At 66.7% G+C, this 22373-nt stretch carries 19 protein-coding genes and 1 pseudogene; 9 read left to right on the top strand and 11 right to left on the bottom strand.

Annotated features, from left to right (window positions below; translation table 11 throughout):
* The first annotated feature begins 65 nt into the window (after positions 1-65).
* Complete coding sequence (locus tag B2Y21_RS15750) at positions 66-1028, top strand: LysR substrate-binding domain-containing protein (protein WP_292060790.1); 963 nt, start codon at positions 66-68, stop codon at positions 1026-1028.
* On the opposite strand, the gene metH is transcribed toward B2Y21_RS15750, so the two are convergent.
* The 10 genes from metH to B2Y21_RS15800 all read right to left on the bottom strand — a co-directional run bounded on the left by metH (position 1025) and on the right by B2Y21_RS15800 (position 12979).
* Positions 1025-3691 (bottom strand): methionine synthase, encoded by a 2667-nt coding sequence (gene metH / locus B2Y21_RS15755; RefSeq protein WP_292060791.1) that lies wholly within the window; start codon positions 3689-3691, stop codon positions 1025-1027. The genes B2Y21_RS15750 and metH overlap by 4 nt on opposite strands.
* Positions 3691-4449 carry a hypothetical protein gene (locus tag B2Y21_RS15760; RefSeq protein ID WP_143276785.1) on the bottom strand — a complete coding sequence of 253 codons (759 nt, stop codon included), beginning with the start codon at positions 4447-4449 and terminating at the stop codon, positions 3691-3693. Before B2Y21_RS15760 ends, metH begins: the two co-directional genes overlap by 1 nt.
* A 14-nt stretch (positions 4450-4463) precedes the next feature.
* Positions 4464-5540 carry a homocysteine S-methyltransferase family protein gene (locus B2Y21_RS15765; protein WP_292060793.1) on the bottom strand — a complete coding sequence of 359 codons (1077 nt, stop codon included), beginning with the start codon at positions 5538-5540 and terminating at the stop codon, positions 4464-4466.
* Positions 5541-6488, bottom strand: coding sequence for a methylenetetrahydrofolate reductase [NAD(P)H] (gene metF, locus B2Y21_RS15770; RefSeq protein ID WP_292060794.1), 948 nt, complete (start codon positions 6486-6488; stop codon positions 5541-5543).
* The gene (locus B2Y21_RS15775; RefSeq protein WP_125900922.1) at positions 6488-7450 is read right to left on the bottom strand and encodes an ArsR/SmtB family transcription factor; all 963 of its coding nucleotides are present in this window, start codon (positions 7448-7450) and stop codon (positions 6488-6490) included. Before B2Y21_RS15775 ends, metF begins: the two co-directional genes overlap by 1 nt.
* A 136-nt stretch (positions 7451-7586) precedes the next feature.
* Positions 7587-8516: a 2-hydroxyacid dehydrogenase gene (locus tag B2Y21_RS15780; protein ID WP_292060798.1), complete on the bottom strand. Its 930-nt coding sequence runs from the start codon at positions 8514-8516 to the stop codon at positions 7587-7589.
* A gap of 94 nt (positions 8517-8610) precedes the next feature.
* A complete protein-coding gene (gene ettA / locus B2Y21_RS15785) occupies positions 8611-10278 on the bottom strand; it encodes an energy-dependent translational throttle protein EttA (RefSeq protein ID WP_076223197.1) in 1668 nt (555 codons plus the stop codon).
* A gap of 113 nt (positions 10279-10391) precedes the next feature.
* Positions 10392-11321: an alpha/beta hydrolase gene (locus B2Y21_RS15790; RefSeq protein WP_292060799.1), complete on the bottom strand. Its 930-nt coding sequence runs from the start codon at positions 11319-11321 to the stop codon at positions 10392-10394.
* Positions 11322-11393: 72 nt separating this feature from the next.
* On the bottom strand, positions 11394-12005 hold the full coding sequence (locus B2Y21_RS15795; protein ID WP_292060801.1) for a TIGR02466 family protein: 612 nt from the start codon (positions 12003-12005) through the stop codon (positions 11394-11396).
* A 203-nt stretch (positions 12006-12208) separates the two neighbouring features.
* Complete coding sequence (locus tag B2Y21_RS15800) at positions 12209-12979, bottom strand: tRNA1(Val) (adenine(37)-N6)-methyltransferase (protein ID WP_292060803.1); 771 nt, start codon at positions 12977-12979, stop codon at positions 12209-12211.
* Between the two features lie 142 nt (positions 12980-13121).
* Here B2Y21_RS15800 and B2Y21_RS15805 point away from each other — a divergent pair, with 142 nt between their 5' ends.
* Both B2Y21_RS15805 and B2Y21_RS15810 read left to right on the top strand, forming a co-directional pair.
* Positions 13122-14096, top strand: a complete 975-nt coding sequence (locus B2Y21_RS15805) for a polyprenyl synthetase family protein (RefSeq protein ID WP_292060815.1) — start codon at positions 13122-13124, stop codon at positions 14094-14096.
* Positions 14096-14509 (top strand): hypothetical protein, encoded by a 414-nt coding sequence (locus tag B2Y21_RS15810; RefSeq protein ID WP_292060804.1) that lies wholly within the window; start codon positions 14096-14098, stop codon positions 14507-14509. Before B2Y21_RS15805 ends, B2Y21_RS15810 begins: the two co-directional genes overlap by 1 nt.
* 4 nt (positions 14510-14513) lie before the next feature.
* On the opposite strand, the gene B2Y21_RS15815 is transcribed toward B2Y21_RS15810, so the two are convergent.
* Positions 14514-15719, bottom strand: coding sequence for a pyridoxal phosphate-dependent aminotransferase (locus B2Y21_RS15815; protein ID WP_292060805.1), 1206 nt, complete (start codon positions 15717-15719; stop codon positions 14514-14516).
* A 121-nt stretch (positions 15720-15840) separates the two neighbouring features.
* On the opposite strand from B2Y21_RS15815, the gene B2Y21_RS15820 reads away from it, so the two are divergent.
* The 6 genes and pseudogenes from B2Y21_RS15820 (at position 15841) to mrdA (ending at position 22268) form a co-directional block, all read left to right on the top strand.
* Entirely contained in the window at positions 15841-16563 is a 723-nt protein-coding gene (locus B2Y21_RS15820) for a TVP38/TMEM64 family protein (protein WP_040345220.1), read from the top strand.
* A gap of 13 nt (positions 16564-16576) precedes the next feature.
* Positions 16577-17194 carry a glutathione S-transferase family protein gene (locus B2Y21_RS15825; RefSeq protein WP_292060806.1) on the top strand — a complete coding sequence of 206 codons (618 nt, stop codon included), beginning with the start codon at positions 16577-16579 and terminating at the stop codon, positions 17192-17194.
* 252 nt (positions 17195-17446) lie between these two features.
* Positions 17447-18487: a rod shape-determining protein gene (locus B2Y21_RS15830; protein WP_003164688.1), complete on the top strand. Its 1041-nt coding sequence runs from the start codon at positions 17447-17449 to the stop codon at positions 18485-18487.
* Between the two features lie 118 nt (positions 18488-18605).
* Positions 18606-19756 (top strand): annotated as a pseudogene (gene mreC, locus B2Y21_RS15835) (rod shape-determining protein MreC).
* A 20-nt stretch (positions 19757-19776) separates the two neighbouring features.
* Positions 19777-20271 (top strand): hypothetical protein, encoded by a 495-nt coding sequence (locus B2Y21_RS15840; protein ID WP_003164690.1) that lies wholly within the window; start codon positions 19777-19779, stop codon positions 20269-20271.
* Positions 20268-22268 (top strand): penicillin-binding protein 2, encoded by a 2001-nt coding sequence (gene mrdA / locus B2Y21_RS15845; RefSeq protein WP_292060808.1) that lies wholly within the window; start codon positions 20268-20270, stop codon positions 22266-22268. The genes B2Y21_RS15840 and mrdA overlap by 4 nt, the downstream gene beginning before the upstream one ends.
* The last annotated feature ends 105 nt before the right edge of the window (positions 22269-22373 follow it).

Genomic DNA, 22373 nt, shown 5'->3' on the forward strand with positions numbered 1-22373 from the left:
ATGGCCCTGGAACGCCGACCTGGGCAGATTGCTAAATCGTCTCGCTGCGTCCTATCAATAGAACGATGAGAGACCTCAACGACCTCTATTACTTCGTCCAGGTGGTGGACCACGGCGGGTTCGCGCCCGCCGCGCGGGCCCTGGGCATGCAGAAGTCCAAGCTCAGCCGACGCATCGCCTTTCTGGAGGATCAACTGGGCACGCGCCTGATCCAGCGGTCGTCGCGCAAATTCTCGGTCACGGAGGTCGGGCAGGAATATTACCGCCACTGCCTGGCCATGCTGGTCGAGGCCGAGGCCGCTCAGGCGGTGATCGACAATGTCGCCGCCCAGCCGCGCGGGGTGATCCGCGTCGCCTGCGTGCCGGGGCTGCTGACCTATCAGATGGGCGGGCTGATCGCGCGCTTCATGGCCGTCTATCCCGAGGTCGAGGTGCATCTGCACAGCACCAGTCGTCGGGTGGACGTCATCGGCGAGGGCTTCGACCTAGCCATCCGCGTGCGCGAGCCGCCGCTGGAAGCAGCCGACCTGGTCATGCGCAAGCTGGACGAGAGCGTGCACCGCCTGGTGGCCTCGCCCGATCTGATCGCGCGGTTCGCGCCGCCTTCCGGCCCGGCCGACCTGGCGGGCTGGCCCAGTCTGGATTTCGGGCCGGCGCATCGCGACCACGTCTGGGCCCTGCACCACAAGGACGGGATGACGGCCTCGGTCCGCCATGCGCCGCGCCTGGTCACAGACGACCTGCATATGCTGCACGAAGGCGCGGTGCAGGGGCTGGGCGTCGCCCTGTTGCCGACGGTGGCGGTGGTGCGCGACCTGGACGCTGGACGGCTGGTTGACCTGCTGCCGGACTGGCGGCCCAAGCGATGGATCGTCCACGCGGTCTTTCCGTCGCGGCGCGGCCTTCTGCCTTCGGTTCGGCTGCTGCTGGATTTCCTGGTCGCTGGATGCGCCGCGCAAGAGATTCACGGCGAAACGCCTGAGGTTGATCGCCTGTCCATCGCCCGCCACGGCGAGGGCGTGTCCTAGGCCGCGCTGTCGCGAGCCAGCGCCAGCGGGTCATAGTTCAGGATCGGGGCCAGCCAACGCTCGGCCGTCTCCACCTCCCAGCCCTTGCGGGCGGCGTAGTCCTCGACCTGATCGCGATCGATCTTGCCGACGCCGAAGTAGTGGCTGCCCGGATGGCCGAAGTAGAGGCCGCTGACCGAGGCGGGCGGGGTCATGGCGAAGCTTTCCGTCAACTCCATCCCGGCGTTGGCGCCTGCGTCTAGCAGACGGAACAGGGTGGCCTTTTCCGTGTGGTCGGGCTGGGCCGGATAGCCGGGTGCGGGGCGGATGCCCTGATATTTCTCTTCGATCAGATCCTGCACCGAGGTCTGTTCGTCGGGAACATAGCCCCATAGCTGGGTGCGCACTTCCTTGTGCAGCCGCTCGGCGAAGGCCTCGGCCAGACGGTCGGCCAGGGCTGTGGCCATGATGGCGGAATAGTCGTCGCCCGCCGCCTTGAACTCGGCCGCCTTTTCCAGCTCGCCATGACCGGCGGTGACGGCGAAGGCGCCCAGATAATCAGCGCCGTCTTCCGCCACGAAGTCGGACAGGCACAGGTTCGGCTTGCCGTTGGACTTTTTGATTTGTTGACGCAGGCCGTGGAAGCGGGCGGCTTCCTCGGTGCGGGTTTCGTCGGTCCAGACGACCACGTCGTCGTCGCGGGCGTTGGCGGGCCAGAAGCCGACGACGCCCTTGGCCGTGAACCACTTCTCTTCGACGATGCGCTTCAGCATGGCCTGCGCGTCGCGGAACAGGTCGCGGGCCGCCTCGCCGACGATCTCGTCTTCGAGGATCAGCGGATAGCGCCCGATCAACTCCCAACTGGCGAAGAAGGGCGTCCAGTCGATGTGGTCGGCTAGATCCTGAAGATCCCACGCCTCATAGGCGCGCACGCCGAGGAAGGACGGCGCCGGGGCGGGGCGTTGCGCCTCATCGGGCCGCCAGCGGTTGTCGCGCGCCTGTTGGATGGTGGCGCGGGCCTTCACCTCCTGGCCGCGGGCGTATTGCTCGCGGATGCGGATGTATTCGTCGCGGGTGGCCGACTCGTTCTTGGCCTTGTCGGTGGGGGACAACAGGCCCGACACCACGCCGACCGCCCGGCTGGCGTCGATGACATAGGTGGTCGAGCCCTTGCGATAGGCCGGTTCGATCTTCACGGCCGTATGGGTGCGGCTGGTCGTGGCGCCCCCGATCAGCAGGGGAATGTCGAAGCCGCGCCGCTCCATCTCGGCGGCGACGAAGGTCATTTCGTCCAGCGACGGCGTGATCAGGCCTGACAGACCGACGATGTCGACCTTGTGCTCGATGGCGGCGTCTAGGATGCGATCGGCCGGGACCATGACGCCCAGATCGACGACTTCGTAGTTGTTGCACTGAAGCACGACGCCGACGATGTTCTTGCCGATGTCGTGAACGTCGCCCTTGACCGTGGCCATCAGGATCTTGCCTGCGGCCTGACGCTCCTGACCGGCCTTTTCGGCCTCCATGAAGGGTTCGAGGTGGGCCACCGCCTGCTTCATCACCCGCGCCGACTTCACCACCTGCGGCAGGAACATCCGGCCCGAGCCGAACAGGTCGCCGACCACATTCATGCCGTCCATCAGGGGGCCTTCGATGACGTGCAGCGGGCGCTCGGAGCCCTGGCGGGCTTCCTCCGTGTCCTCGACGATGTAGTCGGTGATGCCGTGGACCAGGGCGTGTTCGATGCGCTTGGCGACGGTGGCGTCGCGCCATTTCAGGTCCACGACCTTGGCCGCGCCCTTCTCGCCCTTGTACCGGGGCGCCATGTCCACCAGTCGCTCGGTGTTGGACACATTGGTCCGCTGCGGCCGGTTCAGGATCACGTCCTCGACGGCTTCACGCAGTTCGGCGTCGATGTCGTCATAGACGGGCAGGTCGCCCGCATTGACGATGCCCATGTCCAGACCGGCGTTGATGGCGTGGTACAGGAAGACGCTGTGGATCGCCCGACGCACCGGCTCATTGCCGCGGAAGCTGAACGAGACGTTCGACACCCCGCCCGAGACGCGGGCGTGGGGCAAGGTCGCCTTGATGACCTTGACCGCCTCGATGAAGTCGACGGCGTAGTTGTCGTGTTCCTCGATCCCCGTCGCCACGGCGAAGATGTTGGGGTCGAAGATGATGTCCTCGGGCGGGAAGCCGACCTCATTGACCAGAATGTCGTAGGCGCGGGTGCATATCTCGATCTTGCGCGCGGCCGTGTCGGCCTGGCCGACCTCGTCAAAGGCCATGACCACCACGGCGGCGCCGTAGCGCAAGCACTGGACGGCATGGTGGCGGAAGGCGTCCTCGCCCTCCTTCATGCTGATCGAGTTGACGATCGGCTTGCCCTGAACGCACTTCAGGCCCGCCTCGATCACCTCCCATTTGGAGCTGTCGATCATGACCGGCACGCGGGCGATGTCAGGCTCGGCCGCGATCAGGTTCAGGAAGGTGCGCATGGCGACGGGGCCATCCAGCAGGCCCTCGTCCATGTTGACGTCGATGACCTGGGCGCCCGCCTCGACCTGCTGACGCGCGACCGACAGGGCGGCGGTGTAGTCGCCGTCGACGATGAGCTTACGGAATTTGGCCGAACCGGTGACGTTGGTCCGCTCGCCGACGTTGATGAAGACAGGACGCATCAGCGCACTTCTCGCTTAAGCCAGTCGCGGTCGTCCAAGAAATTGAAGATTGTGTTGTTGAGGTCGCGAGGCTCCGGCTCGTTTCTTTTGGGAGGAACAAGTTCTTCCCACGTTTCTACCTTGTCAGCCTTTTCTGCCAGAAGCAGGCCTACGCCTTGCTCCGTACAGGCGGCTCGTACGATTGCTTCGATATCGCCGGAACCAAACTCGCCGATCACCATCAAGTAAGAGTTATGTACGGTACGTCGATGCGCGGCAGCCTCAAACACGCCAGTGATATCAACAGTCTCTCCGGTTTTTACCTCATAGGTATTCACGCTAATTCGCTTTCCAGGCACGTATTCATACGTTTCAACGAAGGCAACGATGAGGTCCGGCCTGCTCCATTTTCCGCCAGTCGATTTGGATCCTTGGTGCGCGCAGATATTCGCACGGGCGTTCTCGATGCCCTGACGACGTAGCCAATGGTCCCGCATACATTCGGCCAGAGCAGGATAGTGATCGATTTCTCGCGCTTTGGTCGCCTCCGATTGCGAGGAGGTCGCACTGCTTGGAGCTGTAGGAGCGTCTAAGCCAATTTGCTGAACACTTCCGCCCTTGCCTCGGCCAGTCGTCAGCGCTCCATCTTCAATAAGAGCGTTCCTCGTGCGCCAATATCGATCCTCTTGCCAAGCAAGCTTGCGTTTAAGTGCTCCGTTCCCAGCACTTCCACCGAGCGTTTCCAGCGCTGCCAGTAGCTTAGATTTGTCTTCTTCCACTGTAGGTCTAGCCATCACGACACCAGTTCAAAGGGTTCCAGGCCCGACAGGCGTAGGGCTGTGGGGCGCTCCGGCACGGCGCGCGGGGTCACGTCCGCGACTTCCTCGGCGACGTGGCGGATGTGGTCGGGGGTGGTGCCGCAGCAGCCGCCGACGATGTTGACCAGACCCGACTGCGCCCATTCCTCGAGGAAGTGGGCCGTCTCGTGCGGTTGCTCGTCATACTGGCCCATGGCGTTGGGCAGGCCGGCGTTGGGATAGGCGCTGACCAGGGTGTCGGCGACGCGGCTCAGTTCGGCGATGTGCGGCCGCATCAGCTCGGCGCCCAGGGCGCAGTTGAAACCGACGGCGAACGGCCTGGCGTGGCGCACCGAGTTCCAGAAGGCTTCCGCCGTCTGGCCGCTGAGGGTGCGGCCCGAGCGGTCGGTGATGGTGCCCGAGATCCACAGGGGCAGGGGCTCCAGCCCCTCGTCCTCCAGATCCTTGATCGCCTTGATCGCGGCCTTGCAGTTCAGGGTGTCGAACACCGTCTCGATCAGGAAGATGTCGACGCCGCCGTGGTGCAGGGCGCGGGCCTGCTGCTTATAGGCCTCATAGACCTCGTCGTAGGTGACGGCGCGATAGCCGGGGTCGTTGACGTCGGGGCTCAGCGACAGGGTGCGGTTGGTCGGGCCGATGGCGCCGGCGACGAAGCGGGGCTTGTGCGGCTCCTTCTCCGTCCAGCGGTCGGCGACCTCACGCGCGATGCGGGCGCCCTCGAAGTTCAGGTCATAGACCGCGTCTTCCAGCCCGTAATCGGCCTGGGCGATGGTGGTCGAGGAGAAGGTGTTGGTCTCCGAAATATCGGCCCCGGCGGCGAAATAGACTTCGTGCAGATCGGCGACGATGTCGGGCCGCGTCAGGATCAACAGGTCGTTGTTGCCCTTTTGCGGATGGCTGTGGTCGCGGAAGCGTTCGCCGCGGAAGTCCTCTTCCGTCAGATCGCGACGCTGGATCATCACGCCCCAGCTGCCGTCCAGCACCAGAATGCGCTCTTTCGCCGCCGCGTGCAGGGCGGCGATCCGTTCGGCGCGGGTCAGGGGGGAAGTCATCTACGCAACAGCCTTGGTTTCACGCACGCCCAGCACCCGACAGATCGCATAGACCAGCTCGGCCCGGTTCAGGGTGTAGAAGTGGAAGTCCGAAAAGCCCTCTTCCTGCAGGCGGGCGCAGGTCTCCGCGGCGATGGAGGCGGCCAGCAGCTTGCGGGTTTCCGGGTCGTCGTCCAGCCCATCGAAATGACCCGCCAGCCAGTCGGGCAGGGCCGCGCCGCAGGCCGCCGTCATTCGTTTCAGCCCCGCGAAGTTGGACACCGGCATGACGCCGGGGATCAGGGGAATGGTCACGCCCGCCGCTCGCACCCGGTCGCGGAAGCGCAGGAAGGCTTCGATGTCGAAGAAGAACTGGGTCACGGCGCGCGTCGCGCCGGCGTCCACCTTGGCCTTCAACACCTCGATGTCGTGGTCGATCGACGGGCTTTCCGGGTGCTTTTCCGGATAGGCGCCGACCGTGACCTCGAACCCGCCGATGCGGCTGAGGGCGGCGGTCAGTTCGGTGGCGTTGGCGTAGCCGTCGGCGCGCGGCGTATAGGCGCCGCCGATGCCTGCCGCGCCGGGCGGGTCGCCGCGCAGGGCGACGATGTGGTCGACGCCGATGGCCTTATAGCCTTCGATGACCTCGTTGACTTCGGCGCGGCTGGCCTCGACGCAGGTCAGGTGGGCGGCGGGGCGCAGGGTCGTCTCGCTGATGATGCGCTGGACGGTGCGGTGGGTCCGCTCGCGCGTCGAGCCGCCCGCGCCATAGGTGACGGAGACGAAGGCCGGGTTCAGCGGCTCCAGCCGCCGGATCGCCGCCCATAGATTGGCCTCGGCCGCGTCGGTCTTGGGCGGAAAGAACTCGAAGGAGACATTGACGGCGCTGCGGTTCGATCCGGCGCGCGCGACGGGGCCCAGCGGCGACAGCAGCAGGGCGCGGGCTTCAGCGAGAGAGGAGGGAGCCATCAGGCGGTCTTTCGGGCAGGGCTTGCGGCGCGTTCGCCGGTCCAGATGTGAACGGTCAGGCCCTCGGTATCGGGCGGCAGGGCGATGGGCGCCGAGGGCGTCAGGCCCGCCTTGGTCAGCCATTCGCGAATCTCTGCGTCGGCGAAGCCCAGACGGCGATGCTGGTGCGCCTCGCGCAGGTGTTCGAACTTGTGGGGTGCGAAGTCGACGATCAGCAGCTTGCCGCCCGGCATGACCAGACGCGCGGCCTCGGCCACGGCGGCGGCGGGATCGGCCAGGTAGTGCAGCACCTGATGGACGATCACCAGATCGGCGCTTTCGTGCGGCAGGCGGGTCGAGAAGATGTCGCCGTGGCGCAGCTCGACCTTGTCCAGCCCGGCCTTGGAGACATTGGCGCGGGCGATGTTCAGCATGTTCTGCGACAGGTCTAGGCCGACTGACATCTTCGCCTGCTTGCCGAACAGGGTCAGCATCCGGCCCGAGCCGGTGCCCAGATCGACCACGCGCTCGAACGGGCCGGACCCGGCCGCGCGTGCGACCGCCGCCTCGACCGCGCTTTCGCAGACATAGAGGCTGCGCATCTGGTCCCACTGGGGCGCGATCTGTTCGAAATAGCGGGCGGCGTCGATGGCGCGCTCCTTGCGCACCTCGTCCAGACGGCGATGGTCGGCCTCGCCCTCGCCGTCGTCCAGCAGGTCCAGAACGGTGTCGATTAGACGCCGCGACAGGGCGTCGTGCGACAGGCGGTAGAAGACGCGCGCGCCATCGGGGAATCGCTCGATCAGCCCGGCGTCGGCCATCAGCTTCAGATGGCGCGAGACACGCGGCTGGCTCTGGTCCAGAACGCGCGACAACTCCATCACCGACAGCTCTTCCGCAGCCAGCAGGGACAGGACGCGCAGGCGGGTCGGTTCGCCGGCGGCGCGCAGGGCTTCTACAGTCTGGTCAGCGGTCAGTGTCATGGGTCGTATAAAGATATCCTTATACGCTTATGCAAGCAAAATCTGGTCGCGTGCGTCTTCTATCCGCGTAATGCAGGCACGGATCATTCTTTTCGTGTCTGGAATAGGGGACGAGACAGCCCCGAGTGGCGGAATTTCAGTCTGCGACGGGCGTCTTCAGCGGCTCGTCGGCAAAGTGGGCCGAGAGATTCTCCAGAAGCAGCATCAGCATCCCCTGCACCGCTTCGGTCGTAGCGCCGCCGGTATGGGGCGTCAGGACGGTGTTGGGCACGCCCGCCCAGCGCGCCGCTTCGGTCGGCTCTTGGGCGAAAACGTCCAGGGCGGCGGCGCCCAGTTGGCCGTCCTTCAGGGCGGCGATGACGGCGTCTTCATCGACCAGTTGCCCGCGCGCGACATTGACCAGCAGGCCTGCTGGACCCAGGGCCTCGATCACCTCGGCCGAGATCAACCCCCGATTGTTCTCATCCGCTCGACAGGCGACGACGAGAATGTCGGAACCGCGCGCAAGGTCGATCAGACTGTCGGCACGGGGCCAGGCGGCGTCTTTCTCACGCGGGCCCCACCAACGGACCTCCATCCGCATGACTTCGGCGCGTCTCGCCACGGCTTCGCCGATGTGGCCTAGGCCGACGATTCCCAGGCGCTGACCGCTCAGAGATGTGGTGATGCTGCGGCTGGATAGGCTCCATTGGCCGGCCCGGACCGTGCGGTCGCCCTCGGCGATCTGGCGGCGAGCGGCCAGGATCAGGCCGATGGCGTGGTCGGCCACGTCTTCGTGGTTCACGCCGGGCGCATGGGTGACGGGCAGGCCGCGCGCGCGGCACCATTCGACGTCGATGCCGTCGTATCCGGCGGTGAAGCAGGCGATCAGCGACAGATTGGGCAGGCGCTCGATCAGGGGGTTGTCCAGTTCGAACTCGCCCGCGACGATCAGAGCGCGGATGTCATGCGCGGCCTCGATCGGCGGACCTTCCCAGAAGCGATAGACATCGTAGGCGCCTTCCAGGAAGGCGCTCAGCGGGGCCAGATGCCGCTGCATGATCAGGACGGCGGGACGCTGGGTCATGAGGACAGACTATCCCGCTTTCGCTGGAGCGCCAGTCCAAAGCAGAACGGCCCCCCGATCGCTCGGAGGGCCGTTTGTTATCTTGCCCGCTGGATCAGCGACCGAACTTCTGGTGCTGGATGCGCTTGGGAATGATGCTGTCAGCGCCCAGGCGGCGCATCTTGTCCTGTTCGTAGGCTTCGAAGTTGCCTTCGAACCATTCGACATGGCCGTCGCCTTCGAAGGCCAGGATGTGGGTGGCCAGACGGTCCAGGAACCAGCGGTCGTGGCTGATGACCACGGCGCAGCCGGCGAACTCTTCCAGAGCCTCTTCGAGGTTCTGCAGGGTTTCGATGTCCAGGTCGTTGGTCGGTTCGTCGAGCAGGATCAGGTTGCCGCCGGTGGCCAGGGTCTTGGCCAGGTGGACGCGGTTACGCTCACCGCCGGACAGTTGGCCGACCTTCTTCTGCTGGTCGCCGCCCTTGAAGTTGAAGCTGCCGACATAGGCGCGGGTGTTAATCTCGCGCTTGCCGACCATCATGATGTCGGTGCCGCCCGAGATGGCCTGCCAGATGGTGTCGTCCGGCTTCAGGTCGTCTCGCGACTGGTCGACATAGGCCAGCTTGACCGTTTCGCCGACCTTGATCGTGCCGCCGTCAGGGGTTTCCTGGCCGGTGATCAGTTTGAACATGGTCGACTTGCCGGCGCCGTTGGGGCCGATGACGCCGACGATGCCGTTGGGCGGCAGCTTGAAGGTGAGGTTGTCGAACAGAACCTTGTCGCCATAGGACTTCTTCAGGCCGTCGACCTCGAGGACGACATTGCCCAGGCGCGGGCCGGGCGGAATCTGGATGACGGCGAAGGACTGAGCCTGACGCGAGTTTTCCTGCTCGGCGACCATCTTCTCATAGGCGGCCAGACGGGCCTTGGACTTGGCCTGACGGGCCTTGGCGCCCGAGCGGACCCATTCCAGTTCGCGGGTGAGGGCGCGCTGACGGGCTTCGGATTCCGACTGTTCCTGCACGACGCGCTTCTGCTTGGCTTCCAGCCACGAGGAATAGTTGCCCTCGTGCGGGTGGCCCTTGCCGCGGTCCAGCTCCAGCGTCCACTTCGTGACCTGATCCAGGAAGTAGCGGTCGTGGGTCACCAGGATGACGCAGCCGGGGAAGTTCTCCAGGTGGTGCTGCAGCCAGGCGACGGATTCGGCGTCCAGGTGGTTGGTCGGTTCGTCCATCAGCAGCATGTCGGGCTTCGACAGCAGCAGGCGGGCCAGCGCCACGCGGCGCTTTTCACCACCAGACAGGTTGGTGACTTCCCAGTCGTCGGGCGGGCAGCGCAGGGCGCCCATGGCCTGGTCGATGCGGCTGTCGATGTCCCAGACGTCGCCGGCGTCGATCTTCTCCTGGAGGGCGGTCATCTCCTCCATCAGCTCGTCGGTGTAGTTCTCGCCCAGTTCGGCGGCGACTTCATTGAAGCGGTTGACCCACTGCTTCTCTTCGCACCAGGCCTCGACGTTCTGGCGCACGTTCAGCGCCGGATCGAGGTGGGGCTCCTGCTCCAGATAGCCGCGCTTGACGCCGTCGGCGGCGCGAGCTTCGCCCTGGAACTCGCTGTCCAGGCCGGCCATGATCTTCAGCAGGGTGGATTTACCCGAGCCGTTGACCCCGACGACGCCGATCTTGGCGTCGTTGTAGAAGCTCAGCCAGATGTTCTCGAAGATCTTTTTGCCGCCGGGGAAGGTCTTGGTCAGACCCTGCATCTGGAAGATATATTGCTGAGCCATACGTCGCGTCGCGCCCTTGATTCAGTGCGGATGGGGAAGTTGACGGGGGATGTAGCGATCCCGACGCCTTTGGGCAAATCTTCGGATAGGCGCGCGGCTTTTCGGAGGCGGTCTCAGCGCGCGGGAAGCACGGCCTCTAGAGCGCGCGTGAAGCCGACGGGGGCGACGGTCAGGTGGTCCTCGTCCTCCAGCACCACGGAGCTGACTTTCAGACCGGGATAGCCGCGCGATTCCAGGTTGCGGTGCAGCGTCTGCATGTCGCCGACCATGTCGGCCTCGCTGTTGCGGCGTGTCGGGCCGGGCTTCTCGTGACCGCCCACATACATAAAGACCTGGGCGTTCAGATCGCGATGGTTGCGGGCGTAGTCGGCCTCGACCCCCATCATATAGCCCTTGTCGTACCAGAGCGAGGGACTGCCCAAGACGTAGGACTGGAACATCGCCAGGTCGCTGAACAGGATCTGGGCGCCCAGCAAGCCGCCGTAGGAGTGGCCCAGCAGGGCGCGGTGCGCCGGGTCGGCGCGGAACGTCTTCTCGATGAAGGGCAGGGCCTGGGTCTTCAGATAGGTCTGATAGGCCGCGCCGCCGCCATGCACGGCGGCGCCTGAGCTGCGCGGGCCGTTGGGCGTCGGCGTGTAGTCGCGGCGACGGCTTTCGGCGCCCTTGTCGCCGTCGGCGTAGGACAGGCCGACCAGGATGAACTCCTGCACGACCGGTCCCTCCAGATTCACGCGGCGGGCGATCTGGCGGATGATGGGGAAGGCGTAGTCCGCGTCGGTGACATAGAGCGTGGGATAGCGGCGGCCGGGGTTGGCTTCATAGCCGGCGGGCAGACTGACGAAGACCTGATAGTTCCGCCCGGACACGGGGTCGGGCACGCTCCAGACCTGGGTGCCAGTCAGGACATAGGGCGCGCCTTCGGTCGCGACGGCGGGATCAGGGACAGGGGCCGTTCGCGCGTCCGCCTTTTCGCCGCACGCGCCCAGAAGCAGGGCGCCTGTCGTGAACATGGCGATCGCCGCCGCCGCGCTGAAAACCCGCATCCATTCCCTCCAAAGCTTCGCCGTTGACGCAAGGTTCGGGGCAAATGCGGCGAGGGAAGGGCGAAACGGGCGTCAGGCGTAGTTGAAGCTGATCGAGATGCGTTGTTCTTCGGCACGATTGGCGGGCACCTCGTGACGCAGCCAGCTTTCCCACATCAGCACCGTGCCGGGCGCGGGCTTCAGATAGACGAAGGGCTGCTCGGCCTCGCCGGCGGCGGCGGTCAGGCCGGGGCGGGCCATCATCATGACCAGGCGCGGGTCTTCGATCTTCAGCGAAGAGGCGCCGTCGGGCACATGGATGTAGATGGTGCCGGACAGGACGGCGTGCGGGTGGATGTGGCCGGTGTGACCGCCGCCGGGCATCAGGACATTGACCCATAGATTGTCGAGCCGCAGCTTCTTGGCCAGGTCGAAATGCAGGCTCTCGGCGAAGCTCGCCGCGTGCTTGTCCAGCAGCCTCTTCAGCTCGGCGAACTCGGGGAACCGCTGCGGCAGATCGTTGATCGAGCCGTAGGAGGTGTAGCCCGGATAGTGGTTGGCCCGGCACCACTCGATCCCGGCTTCATCCTCCTCGGCCATGACCAGGCAGAGGTCGAGCAATTCCTCATGCAGTTCCGTCCAGCCGCGCGAAGAGGCGAGGGAGGCGTCATAGACCTGGGTGGCGAAGAGGGATCGCAAGGACATGGGAGGTGCAATAGCCCTTCTCCAACAAGGGGAGAAGAGACACCGCGCCGTAATCGGCCAGCCTATGCTTCCGCCTGTGCTAGGCTCTTCGCGGCTTCGGAAGGCGCCGCCTCACGTCGCAGGGGATTTCAGACGATTCAGACGAATTGGACTCTATTTTTCCGCCATCTCCCGCAAGGGAAGACGGGCGAGTGAAGCCGTGTTCAGAAACCCAAGTCCGCCTCGCCGCGCAGGATCGCTTCGGCTTGCGGGCTGTGCTTGGCGCCGTCGCGGTCATGCAGGATCAGGGGCGGCAGCAACCGCAAGGGCGCCTTGCCGGTCTTGATGGCCTGGACCAGGACGCGCTTGGCGGGTTGATCGGCGTAGGGGTGGATCGGGCGGACGGCGAAGGAGCCCGCCTTGGGCGCCAGCAGGCTCAGGATGTCGGCGAGGCGGTCGGCGCGGTGGATGATGACGATGCGTCCGCCCTCGCGCACCGCCTTCAGCAGGAAACCCGCCCAGGCGGTCAGGCCGTCGTCGGCCATCCAGGCGCCGAGCTTGCCTTCGGCGGGCGCGCGCAGGGCGCCGGGGTCGTCGAAGAAGGGCGGATTGCTGACTGCCCAGTCGAACGGCGGCAGGTCCAGGGCGCGAAAACCCCGCGCCACGTCGCCGTCCACGATAGCGGTGTGCGCCTCGGCGTTGTTCAGTTCGGCATTCTGACGCGCGAGGGCGGCGGCGGCTGTGTCGCGCTCCAGTCCGGTCAGCAGGACGCCGGGGCGTCGGGCGGCGATCTGCATCAGGACAGCGCCCGCGCCGCAGCCCGCCTCGATCAGTCGTTCGCCGGGGCGCGCCTCGACGGCGGCGGCCAGCAGGGCGGCGTCCATGCCCGCGCGATAACCCTTCGTCGGTTGGCGCAGGCGGATGCGTCCGCCCAGAAAGGCGGATTCGGCCACATCTGCGGCGACAGTAAGGGATGACTCGGCTTGACCCGTCATGGCGCCGCCACCATTGTGCGCCGCATCGCGTCCGGGCAAGCGGATGCGTGTGAATTTCGGGCGAATCTCCCCCTTCGCCCCTGTGCTGAAAGAGATTTCCGTGGACGCAGCTCTCGCCGTCGCTCCCCGTCCCAAGGGCGATGTGGACGCCCTGGTTCATCTGGCCAAGGACGACATGGCGGCGGTCGACGCCCTGATCATCGCGCGGATGCAGTCCGACGTGCCGGTGATCCCCCTGCTGGCCGAGCATCTGGTGTCGGCGGGCGGCAAGCGTCTGCGCCCGCTGCTGACCGTGGCCGCCGCGCGCGCGATCGGTCAGACGGGCGCCATCGAAGGCCCCAAGAAGCTGGCCGCCTCGGTTGAGTTCATCCACACCGCCACCCTGCTGCACGACGACATCGTCGACGGCTCGGAAATGCGCCGGGGCAAGGTCGCGGCGCACCTGATCTGGGGTTCGGCCTCGTCGGTGCTGGTCGGCGACTTCCTGTTCGCCCGCGCGTTCGAGTTGATGGTCGAGACCGATTCCCTGCGCGCGCTTGGCATTCTGGCGCGAGCCTCGGCCGTGATCGCTGAGGGCGAGGTGCTGCAGCTGACGCGCGCCCACGACCTGAACCTGGACCTCGACACCTATCTGCAGATCATCCGCGCCAAGACGGCCGAGCTGTTCGCCGCCGCCGCTGAATCCGGCGCGGTCGGGGCGGGGGCGACGGATGAACAGGTCGCGGCCCTGCGCGACTACGGCATGGCGCTGGGCATCGCCTTCCAGCTGGCGGACGACGCCCTGGATTACGGCGGCGCGACCGAGACTCTGGGCAAGAACGCGGGCGACGACTTCAACGAGGGCAAGGCCACCCTGCCGCTGCTGCTGGCCGTTCAGCGCACCAAGGGGACCGAAGACCTGTTCTGGGATCGCGTCATCACCAAGGGCGACCGCAAACCCGAGGATTTCGACCGCGCGCGGCAGTTGATCGTCGCGAGCGGCGCCGTCGAGGCCACGCTCGATACGGCGTCGGAATACGCCGACCGGGCCAAGACGGCCTTGCAGGTTCTGCCCGCCGGGTCGTGGCGCTCGGCGCTGGAAGCCCTGGCCGACTTCGCCGTCAGCCGGGCGATGTGATGCTGGCGGCGCTGCTCGTCGCCGGGCAACTGGCCGCGCAGGAGCCGCCGCGCTTCCTCATGCCGCAAAGGCCGGGGGACGGTTTGAAGGCCGAGCTGTTCCGTCTGGAGCCGGGCGATCCCGGCGGTCAGGCGCGCGCCCTGCTGGGCGAGGCGATGACGCGGGACGACGCCGAACTGGTGGTGCGCCCCGTGCCGCCGATTATCATGCTGTATCGCGAGGGCAGCCTGCCGGACGGCCCGATCGTGCTCTACGCCGGGCCTGAGGTGGAGGGCGAGCCGGACGCCGCCTGCCGTCTGTCACGCCTTTCCGGCGGAGAGATCGACAACTCGGAGCGTGCGCTGGCGTGGTGCGCGGGCTTCATCCTGAAAACGGCGCCGACGTTGAACATTCCGCCGGCGCCGGTTCACTGAAGGCTTATTTCAGGCTGGCGCAGAAGCGCTGGATACGGGTGCAGCCTTCTTCCAGCACGGCTTCCGACGTGGCGTAGCTGATGCGGAAATAGGGGCTGAGGCCGAAGGCGGCGCCCTGGACCACGGCCACGCCCTCGGCGTTCAGCAGTTCGGCGGTGAAGGTCTCATCGTCGGTGATGACCACGCCCGACGGCGCCGTCTTGCCGATCAGGCCTTCGATCGACGGATAGACGTAGAAGGCGCCTTCCGGCTTCGGACAACGGATGCCCGCCGCCTGATTCAGCATGGAGACGACCAGGTCGCGGCGCTTCTCGAAGGCGGCGGCGCGCGGGGCCAGGAAGTCCTGCGGACCGTTCAGCGCCTCGACCGCCGCCCACTGGCTGATGGACGAGGGGTTGGAGGTCGTCTGGCTGGCCACCTTGCGCATCAGGTCGATCAGCGGCTTGGGGCCGCCCGCATAGCCGATGCGCCAGCCGGTCATGGCGTAGGCCTTTGACACCCCGTTGCAGGTCAGGGTGCGATCATACAGGTCCGGCGCGACCTGGGCCATGGTGACATAGTCGAAGTCGCCGTAGACGAGGTGCTCATACATGTCGTCGGTCAGGATCCAGACCTGCGGGTGCTTGCGCAGCACCACGGCCAGGGCTTCCAGCTCGGCGCGGGTATAGGCGGCCCCGGTCGGGTTGGACGGCGAGTTGAGGATGATCCACTTGGTCTTGGGCGTGATGGCGGCGTCCAGCACCTCGGGACGCAACTTGAAGCCGTCAGCTTCCTGACCGACCACGGTGACGGGCTCGCCGCCGGCCAGCAGCACCATGTCGGGATAGGAGACCCAGTAGGGCGCCGGCACGATCACTTCGTCGCCTGGGTTCAGCGTGGCGACCAGGGCGTTGTAGATCACCGGCTTGCCGCCCGAGGCGACGTGGATCTGATTGGGTTCGTAGGTCAGGCCGTTTTCGCGAGCGAACTTGGCGACGATGGCGGCCTTCAGTTCGGGCATGCCGTCGGCGTCGGTGTATTTGGTCTCGCCGCGATTGATGGCTTCGATGGCGGCGGCCTTGACGTTGTCAGGCGTATCGAAGTCCGGCTCGCCGGCGCCCAGACCGATGACGTCGCGGCCCTGGCGTTTCAGTTCGCGCGCCTGGGCGGTCACGGCCAGAGTGGCCGACGGCTTGACGCGAGCGAGGGAGGCGGACTGAAGGCTGGACATGTCTATCCCGTCTGGTGGAAGTGATGGGGCCGGGGAGGCTGAGGCTTGATACGCAACCCCGCAGGGGCGCACAACGTTTGTGCGCGGCCTGGACGATCAAAAGGCGATTTGGGCGAAATTTATGCGGCGGGTCGTCGATTTTCTGCTGAATATGGAGGCCAAGCGGTGGCGCACCCTGGCCGTGACCCTGCTGCTGTTGGCGGGAATCATCGCCCTGTTCGCCTTGGGCAAGACGCAGCTGGCGTTGGGCGCTGAGGACCGGCTGGAGCATTGGCTGGCCGGCTATCGCATCGGGCCGTGGGGGCTGGCGGCGGCGGTGCTGGTGTTCACCCTGTCCGCCTTCATCGGCGTGCCGCAGTTCCTGTTGATCGCCGCCTGCGTCGTGGCCTTCGGGCCGTGGTTCGGTTTTCTCTATAGCTGGATCGCCACCATCGCCTCGGCGGCCGTCACCTATTGGCTGGGGCGCGGGCCGACCGCGCGCACGCTGGAGCGCTACGGCGGCGGGACGGTCGAGCGCATCCGCAAATTCGTGGGCCGCAACGCCTTTTCGGCCAGCTTCATCATCCGCAACGTGCCCTCGGCGCCCTTCATCGTCGTGAACATGGCGTTCGGCGCGGTGCGGGCGTCTTTTCCGGCCTATCTGGCGGGGTGCGCTTTAGGAGTGCTGCCCAAGACGGCCCTGGTCGCCTTTTTCGGCGGGTCGTTCATGGCGGCGGTCAGCGGCGATGGAATCTGGACGTCGGTGATCCTGGCGGCCGTCGCGGGCGTTTGGCTTGTATTGATGCTGGCGGTGCGCGAGTGGGTTAAGCGCCGCGAGGCTGCGCGCAGCCTGCAAGTGGATTGATCGGAGAACGACGATGCTGAAGCTCTATTATTCGCCCGGCGCCTGCGCCATCGCTTCGCACATCGGCCTGGAAGAGGCGGGCGCGGACTATGTGATCGAGAAGATCGACCTGCGCGCCGGCCAGCAGCGGACGCCGGAATATCTGGCCATCAACCCGGCGGGCGTGACCCCGGCCCTGCAGACCCCCAAGGGGGTGCTGACCCAGAACGGCGCCATCCTGGCCTATGTCGCCCAGACCCATCCGCACGCCCAACTGGCCGATCTGGACGATCCGTTCGAGTTTGCGCGGATGCAGGCCTTCAACGGCTGGCTGGCGTCGTCGCTGCACCCGGCGATCGGCAGGGCGCTGTTCTCCAAGCCGCCGCTGGAAGGCGAGGCCAAGGACGAGGCCGTGCGGATCGCATTGGAGAAATACGACCTGGCCGAGAATCATCTGCTGGCCGGTCCGTGGGTCATGGGTGAAGATCATTCGATGGCGGACGGATATCTGCTGGTCTTCACGCGCTGGGCGCGTCAGGCGGGCCTGCTGGACAAGGCGCGTTTTCCAAAGCTGAACGCCCATCTGGACCTGGTGCAATCGCGCCCGGCCGTGCAGCGCGTGCTTCATGCCGAGGGCATCGCGGCGGTCTGAGCCGCGAACCCGCAAGCGGGGCTGGAAAGCTTGAGCGGCAAGGCTTTCAAGCCTTGCCGTGACAAGCCTGTGATCGAGGAGTCATAGGCGCTTGCAATCCCCGCGGCATGAGGGCAAACGGGCCTGTAGTCGGCTCGGCGAAGACGGTCAGGACAGCTTTGCGATCAACGTGAAGCGGGGGTAGGGCGTCGCCACAGCGGACGAATGAAATTCACGCCCTTGCAGGCCCGAACTAAAGCGGTACCGACGCCCATGCTTTCACCCCTCTTCGGCATGATTTCCAATGACATCGCAATGGACCTGGGGACGGCCAACACCCTGATCTACATGCGCGGCAAGGGGATCGTCCTGAACGAGCCGTCGGTCGTCGCCCTGCGTAACGTCGGCGGCCGCAAGATCGTCCACGCCGTCGGCCTGGAAGCCAAGCAGATGCTGGGCCGCACCCCCGGCCACATGGAAGCCATCCGTCCGATGCGCGACGGGGTCATCGCCGACTTCGAAGTCGCCGAAGAGATGATCAAGCACTTCATCCGCAAGGTTCACAACCGCAAGGGCTTCGTGAACCCCAAGATGATCGTCTGCGTCCCGTCGGGCGCCACGGCCGTCGAGCGCCGCGCCATCAATGATTCCTGCCTGAACGCTTCGGCGCGTCGCGTCGGCCTGATCGACGAGCCGATGGCCGCCGCGATCGGCGCCGGCCTGCCGATCCACGAGCCGACCGGCTCGATGGTCGTCGACATCGGCGGCGGCACGACCGAAGTGGCCGTTCTGTCGCTGTCGGGCATCGTCTATTCGCGCTCGGTCCGCGTCGGCGGCGACATGATGGACGACGCCCTGATCGCCTATATGCGCCGCAACCATAACCTGCTGATCGGCGAAACGACCGCCGAGCGCATCAAGAAGGACATCGGCACCGCCCGCATCCCGGCCGACGGCGAAGGCCTGTCGATCGAGGTCAAGGGCCGCGACCTGATGCAGGGCGTGCCGCGCGAAGTGAAGATGAGCGAGCGTCAGGCTGCTGAAGCCCTGGCCGAGCCGGTCTCGCAGATCGTGGAGGCCGTGAAGGTCGCCCTGGAGGCGACGCCGCCGGAACTGGCCGCCGATATCGCCGACAAGGGCATCATGCTGACGGGCGGCGGCGCTCTGCTGCGCGGCCTGGACGCCGAGATCCGCGACCACACGGGCCTGCCGGTGCAGGTGGCGGACGATCCGCTGTCGTGCGTCGCCATCGGCTGCGGCAAGGTGCTGGAGCACCCGTCGTGGATGAAGGGCGTCCTCGAGTCGTCGCTCTGAGACTGATCGGCCTGCCGCAGGCGCCGCATTCCTGAAAAGGAGCGGATTTCTGGGGCAGGCTAACGCTTTCGGCGGGCTTCGCCCCGCCGATTCCTAAGCTCTAGCAGGAAGGCTGGCCGTGGCGTTTCGCGACGGACCGTTCGAGAATCTGAAGGTGCCGCTGGCCTGGACGGCCGCGGTCATGGTCGTCGGCGGAATCGTCGCTGCGATCATGCTTCTGCTCGCCGATCGGCCGCAACCGGCGGCTGCTGACCTGGAGCCTGCGCGCGCCGCCTTCGACAGCGCCGCCGGAACCACGGGCGGCGTTCTGGCCGCGCCCGTCCGCTGGGGCGGCGACGCCGTGGACTACGTCAAAGGCTATTTCTTCGCCGTGTCGGAGAACCGTCGCCTGCGCCGCGAACTGGCGGAGATGAGCGCCTGGCGCGACGACGCCCTGGCGCTGAAGAACCTCAACGCCCGTTATGAACAACTGCTGGGCCTGCAGACCGAGCCGCCCATCGCCATGACGGCCGGACGCGCCATCACCGACGCGCGCGGTCCGTTCGCTCGGTCGCGCCTGCTGAACGTCGGCGCGGGCAAGGGCGTGCGCGTGGGCAATCCGGTGCTGAGCGAGCACGGCCTGGTCGGCCGTATCTCGGGCGTCTCGGGCGGGCACAGCCGTATGGTGCTGCTGACCGACGTGGCTTCGCGCATTCCGGTGATGGTGGAGCGCACCGACGCCCGCGCCATGCTGACCGGCGACGGCAGCCGTAGTCCGCGCCTCGACTATGTGCGCGGGCAGGGCTCTGTGCAGGAAGGCGACCGCATCCTGACCTCGGGCGACGGCGGCGGTTTCCCGCGCGGCCTGCCGGTCGGCGTCGTGGCCAAGGGCGTGGACGGCTCGTGGCGGGTCAAGCTGTACAGCGACCGCACGGCCATCGACTATGTGCGCGTCCTGCTGTTCCAGGACTTCAGCCAGCTGGCGGATCAGAACGCCCTGAACGCAGCCCCGTTGGCCAGCCTGAACACGGCGCCGCCGCCGAACGCCGCCCAGGCCGCCGCCATTCAGGACGTGGCCACGCGCCGCGCCGCCGCCGCACAGGCCGCCGCAGAGCGCGTCCGCGCCGCCAACGCCGCTCCGCCTCCGACGCCGGTTGCGCCCGCGACTGCGACGCCGCCCAGGCTCAGCCGACGCCGCGTCCCGCCGCGCCCCGACCGGCCGCCGCCACGCCGCCGCAACCTTCGGCGCAGGCTCCGGCGCCGACCGCGCCTGACGGAGGTCGCGAGTGAGACGGACGATCACCGTGCGGATGGTCGGTCCGATGCAGTGGATCGGCTACCCGGCGCTGATCGCCGCGGCCGCCACCATCCTGTTCGCCATTCCGCTGCGTCTGTTCGGCCTGACCTTGCCTGAGCCGGTCTGGCCCATGGTGCTGGCCTTCGCCTGGCCGCTGATCCGCCCGTCCATGCTGGCGCCGGCGGTGCTGTTCGGTCTGGGCGTGTTCCTCGACTTCTTCTGGGGCGGCCAGACGGGAATGTGGGCGCTGAGCTTGTTGCTGATCTATGGCGCAATGCTGCTGGCGTCGAAGTATCTGGCGGGACAGGCGACGATCGTCCTGTTCGCCCTCTATGTCGCCTCGACGGGCCTGGCCTTCGCGGTCGCCTATTTCGTGACGCGCGGCAGCCTTGGGAATGCTCCTAATCTGCTGGCTGTTATGGGTCAGATGATCCCGACGCTTCTGCTCTTCCCCCTGGCTGACTGGTTGATCGAGCGTTTCGACGACGCGGACGTGCGATTCCGATGAGCAGCGAACCGCATATCTTCTTTTCCGATGTGAACGAGCGGCAGGGCTCCTTCCTGCGGCGCACCATGCTGCTGGGCGGGGCGACGGTCGTGGGCGGGCTGGCCCTGGTCGGGCGCCTGGCGCATCTGCAGCTCTTCAAGTCGGAAGAGTTCGCCACCCTGGCGACGCGCAACCAGTTCAACTTCCGCCAGGTGCCGCCGCCGCGCGGCCTGATCAAGGACCGCAACGGCGTGGTCATCGCCGGGAACCGGCCCAGCTTCCGCGTCCTGGTCGTTCGCGACGAGACCAAGGATCTGGACCAGACGTTGGACCTGCTGGGCCAGCTGTTGCCGGACACCCTGGAGCGCCGCCGCACCATCATCCGCGAGGTCAACGCCGCGCCGCGTTTCTCGCCGGTTCCGGTCAAGAGCGACCTGACCTGGGAGGAGTTTTCCAAGGTCAATCTGCATGCGGCCGAACTGCCCGGCGTCATGGCCGATATGAACGAGGCCCGCTACTATCCGCACGGCGGCGCCTACGCCCATGTGGTCGGCTATGTGGCCAAGGTGTCCGACCGCGACGTGAAGGCGATCCGCGACAAAGGCGAACAGCCGCCGGCCATCCTGTTCAACCCCGGTTTCCGTATCGGCCGTCAGGGCATTGAACGATCGCTGGATCTGGACCTTCGCGGCGTCGAAGGCGGCAAGCGGGTCGAGGTCAATGCGCGCGGCCGCGTCGTGGCCGAGGATATCGCCGGATCGCGCCCGGCGGTTCAGGGTTCCGAAGTCGTGCTGACGCTGGACAACGACGTTCAGCAGCGCGCGCTGGAGGTGTTCGGCGAAGAGGCGGGCAGCATCGTCGTCATGGATGTGCGCAACGGCGACATCCTGGCCATGGTGTCGTCGCCGTCGTTCGATCCCAACCTGTTCGTCTCGGGCGTTCCGTCCAAGATTTATCGCGCTCTGGCGGATTATGAGCGCCGCCCGCTGCTGGACAAGGCCTTGAGCGGCACCTTCGCACCGGGCTCGACGTTCAAGCCGATCGTGGGCCTGGCGGCGATGAAGCGGGGCTTGGACCCCAGCCGCCGCATCTTCTGCAACGGCAGCTTCTATCTGGGGCGCCGGTTCGCCTGCCTGGGGCGACACGGGGCGTTGGATTTGCGCGGGGCCATCAAGGCCTCCTGCAACGTCTACTTCATGACTCTGGCGACCGAGATGGGACCGGACGCCATCGCCGAGACGGCGCGGGACATGGGCTTCGGCCAGACCTTCGATATCGGCATTCCCGGCCAGAAAGCCGGGCTGGTGCCTGACCGCGAATGGCGTCGGAAGAACCCCGTGCGCGGCGACGGCAAATGGTATCCGGGCGAGAACCCCAGCTATGGCATCGGTCAGGGCGCCCTGACCGTGAACGCTCTGCAACTGGCGGTCTATACGGCGCGTGTCGCCAACGGCTCCAAGGCGGTGTCGCCGCGTCTGATCAAGTCGGTCGGCGGGGTGGAGCAGGGCGGCAGCGCCTTCGCCGATCTGCCCTATGACCCTCAGATGCTGCAGGTTCTGCGCGACGGGATGGAGGCGGTGACGGCCGCCGGGGGCACGGGCTTCCGCAACAGCCAGCTGGGTCTGGGCACGGTCAAGATGGCCGGCAAGACCGGCACGGCCCAGGCGCGCAACTACGGCTCAGGCTCGCGCAAGGGCGCCGGACGTCCCTGGGACCAGAAGGACCACAACCTGTTCGTGGCCTATGCGCCGACGGATAATCCGCGTTACGCCGTCTCGGTCATCGTTCAGCACGGCGACCTGGGCGGCGGCACGGCCGGGGCGCCGCGCGCGCGCGAGGTGATGAAAGTCGCCCTGCTGAAGGATCCGGAAATCCGCGCCCGCATCGAATCGGCGGGCTTTGAGGCCCAGGAGGACGCCGGCGCGCGCGAAGCCGAGGCGCGAGGCGAGCCGATCGACGGCGCTGGCGCCGGGGTCGACGTCGTCGCGCCGCCGCCCCTGACGGAGCCCGGACAATGACCGCATCCGCCCTGACCCGTCCCGGCGAACGCGATCGCCCGTCCAGCCAGCTCGCCGAGCCGGATTGGCCCGTCCCCGGCCTCCTGTGCATCCTGGCCGGCGTCG

Source organism: Brevundimonas sp. UBA5936, from assembly GCA_002430835.1.
Classification (GTDB): Bacteria; Pseudomonadota; Alphaproteobacteria; order Caulobacterales; family Caulobacteraceae; genus Brevundimonas.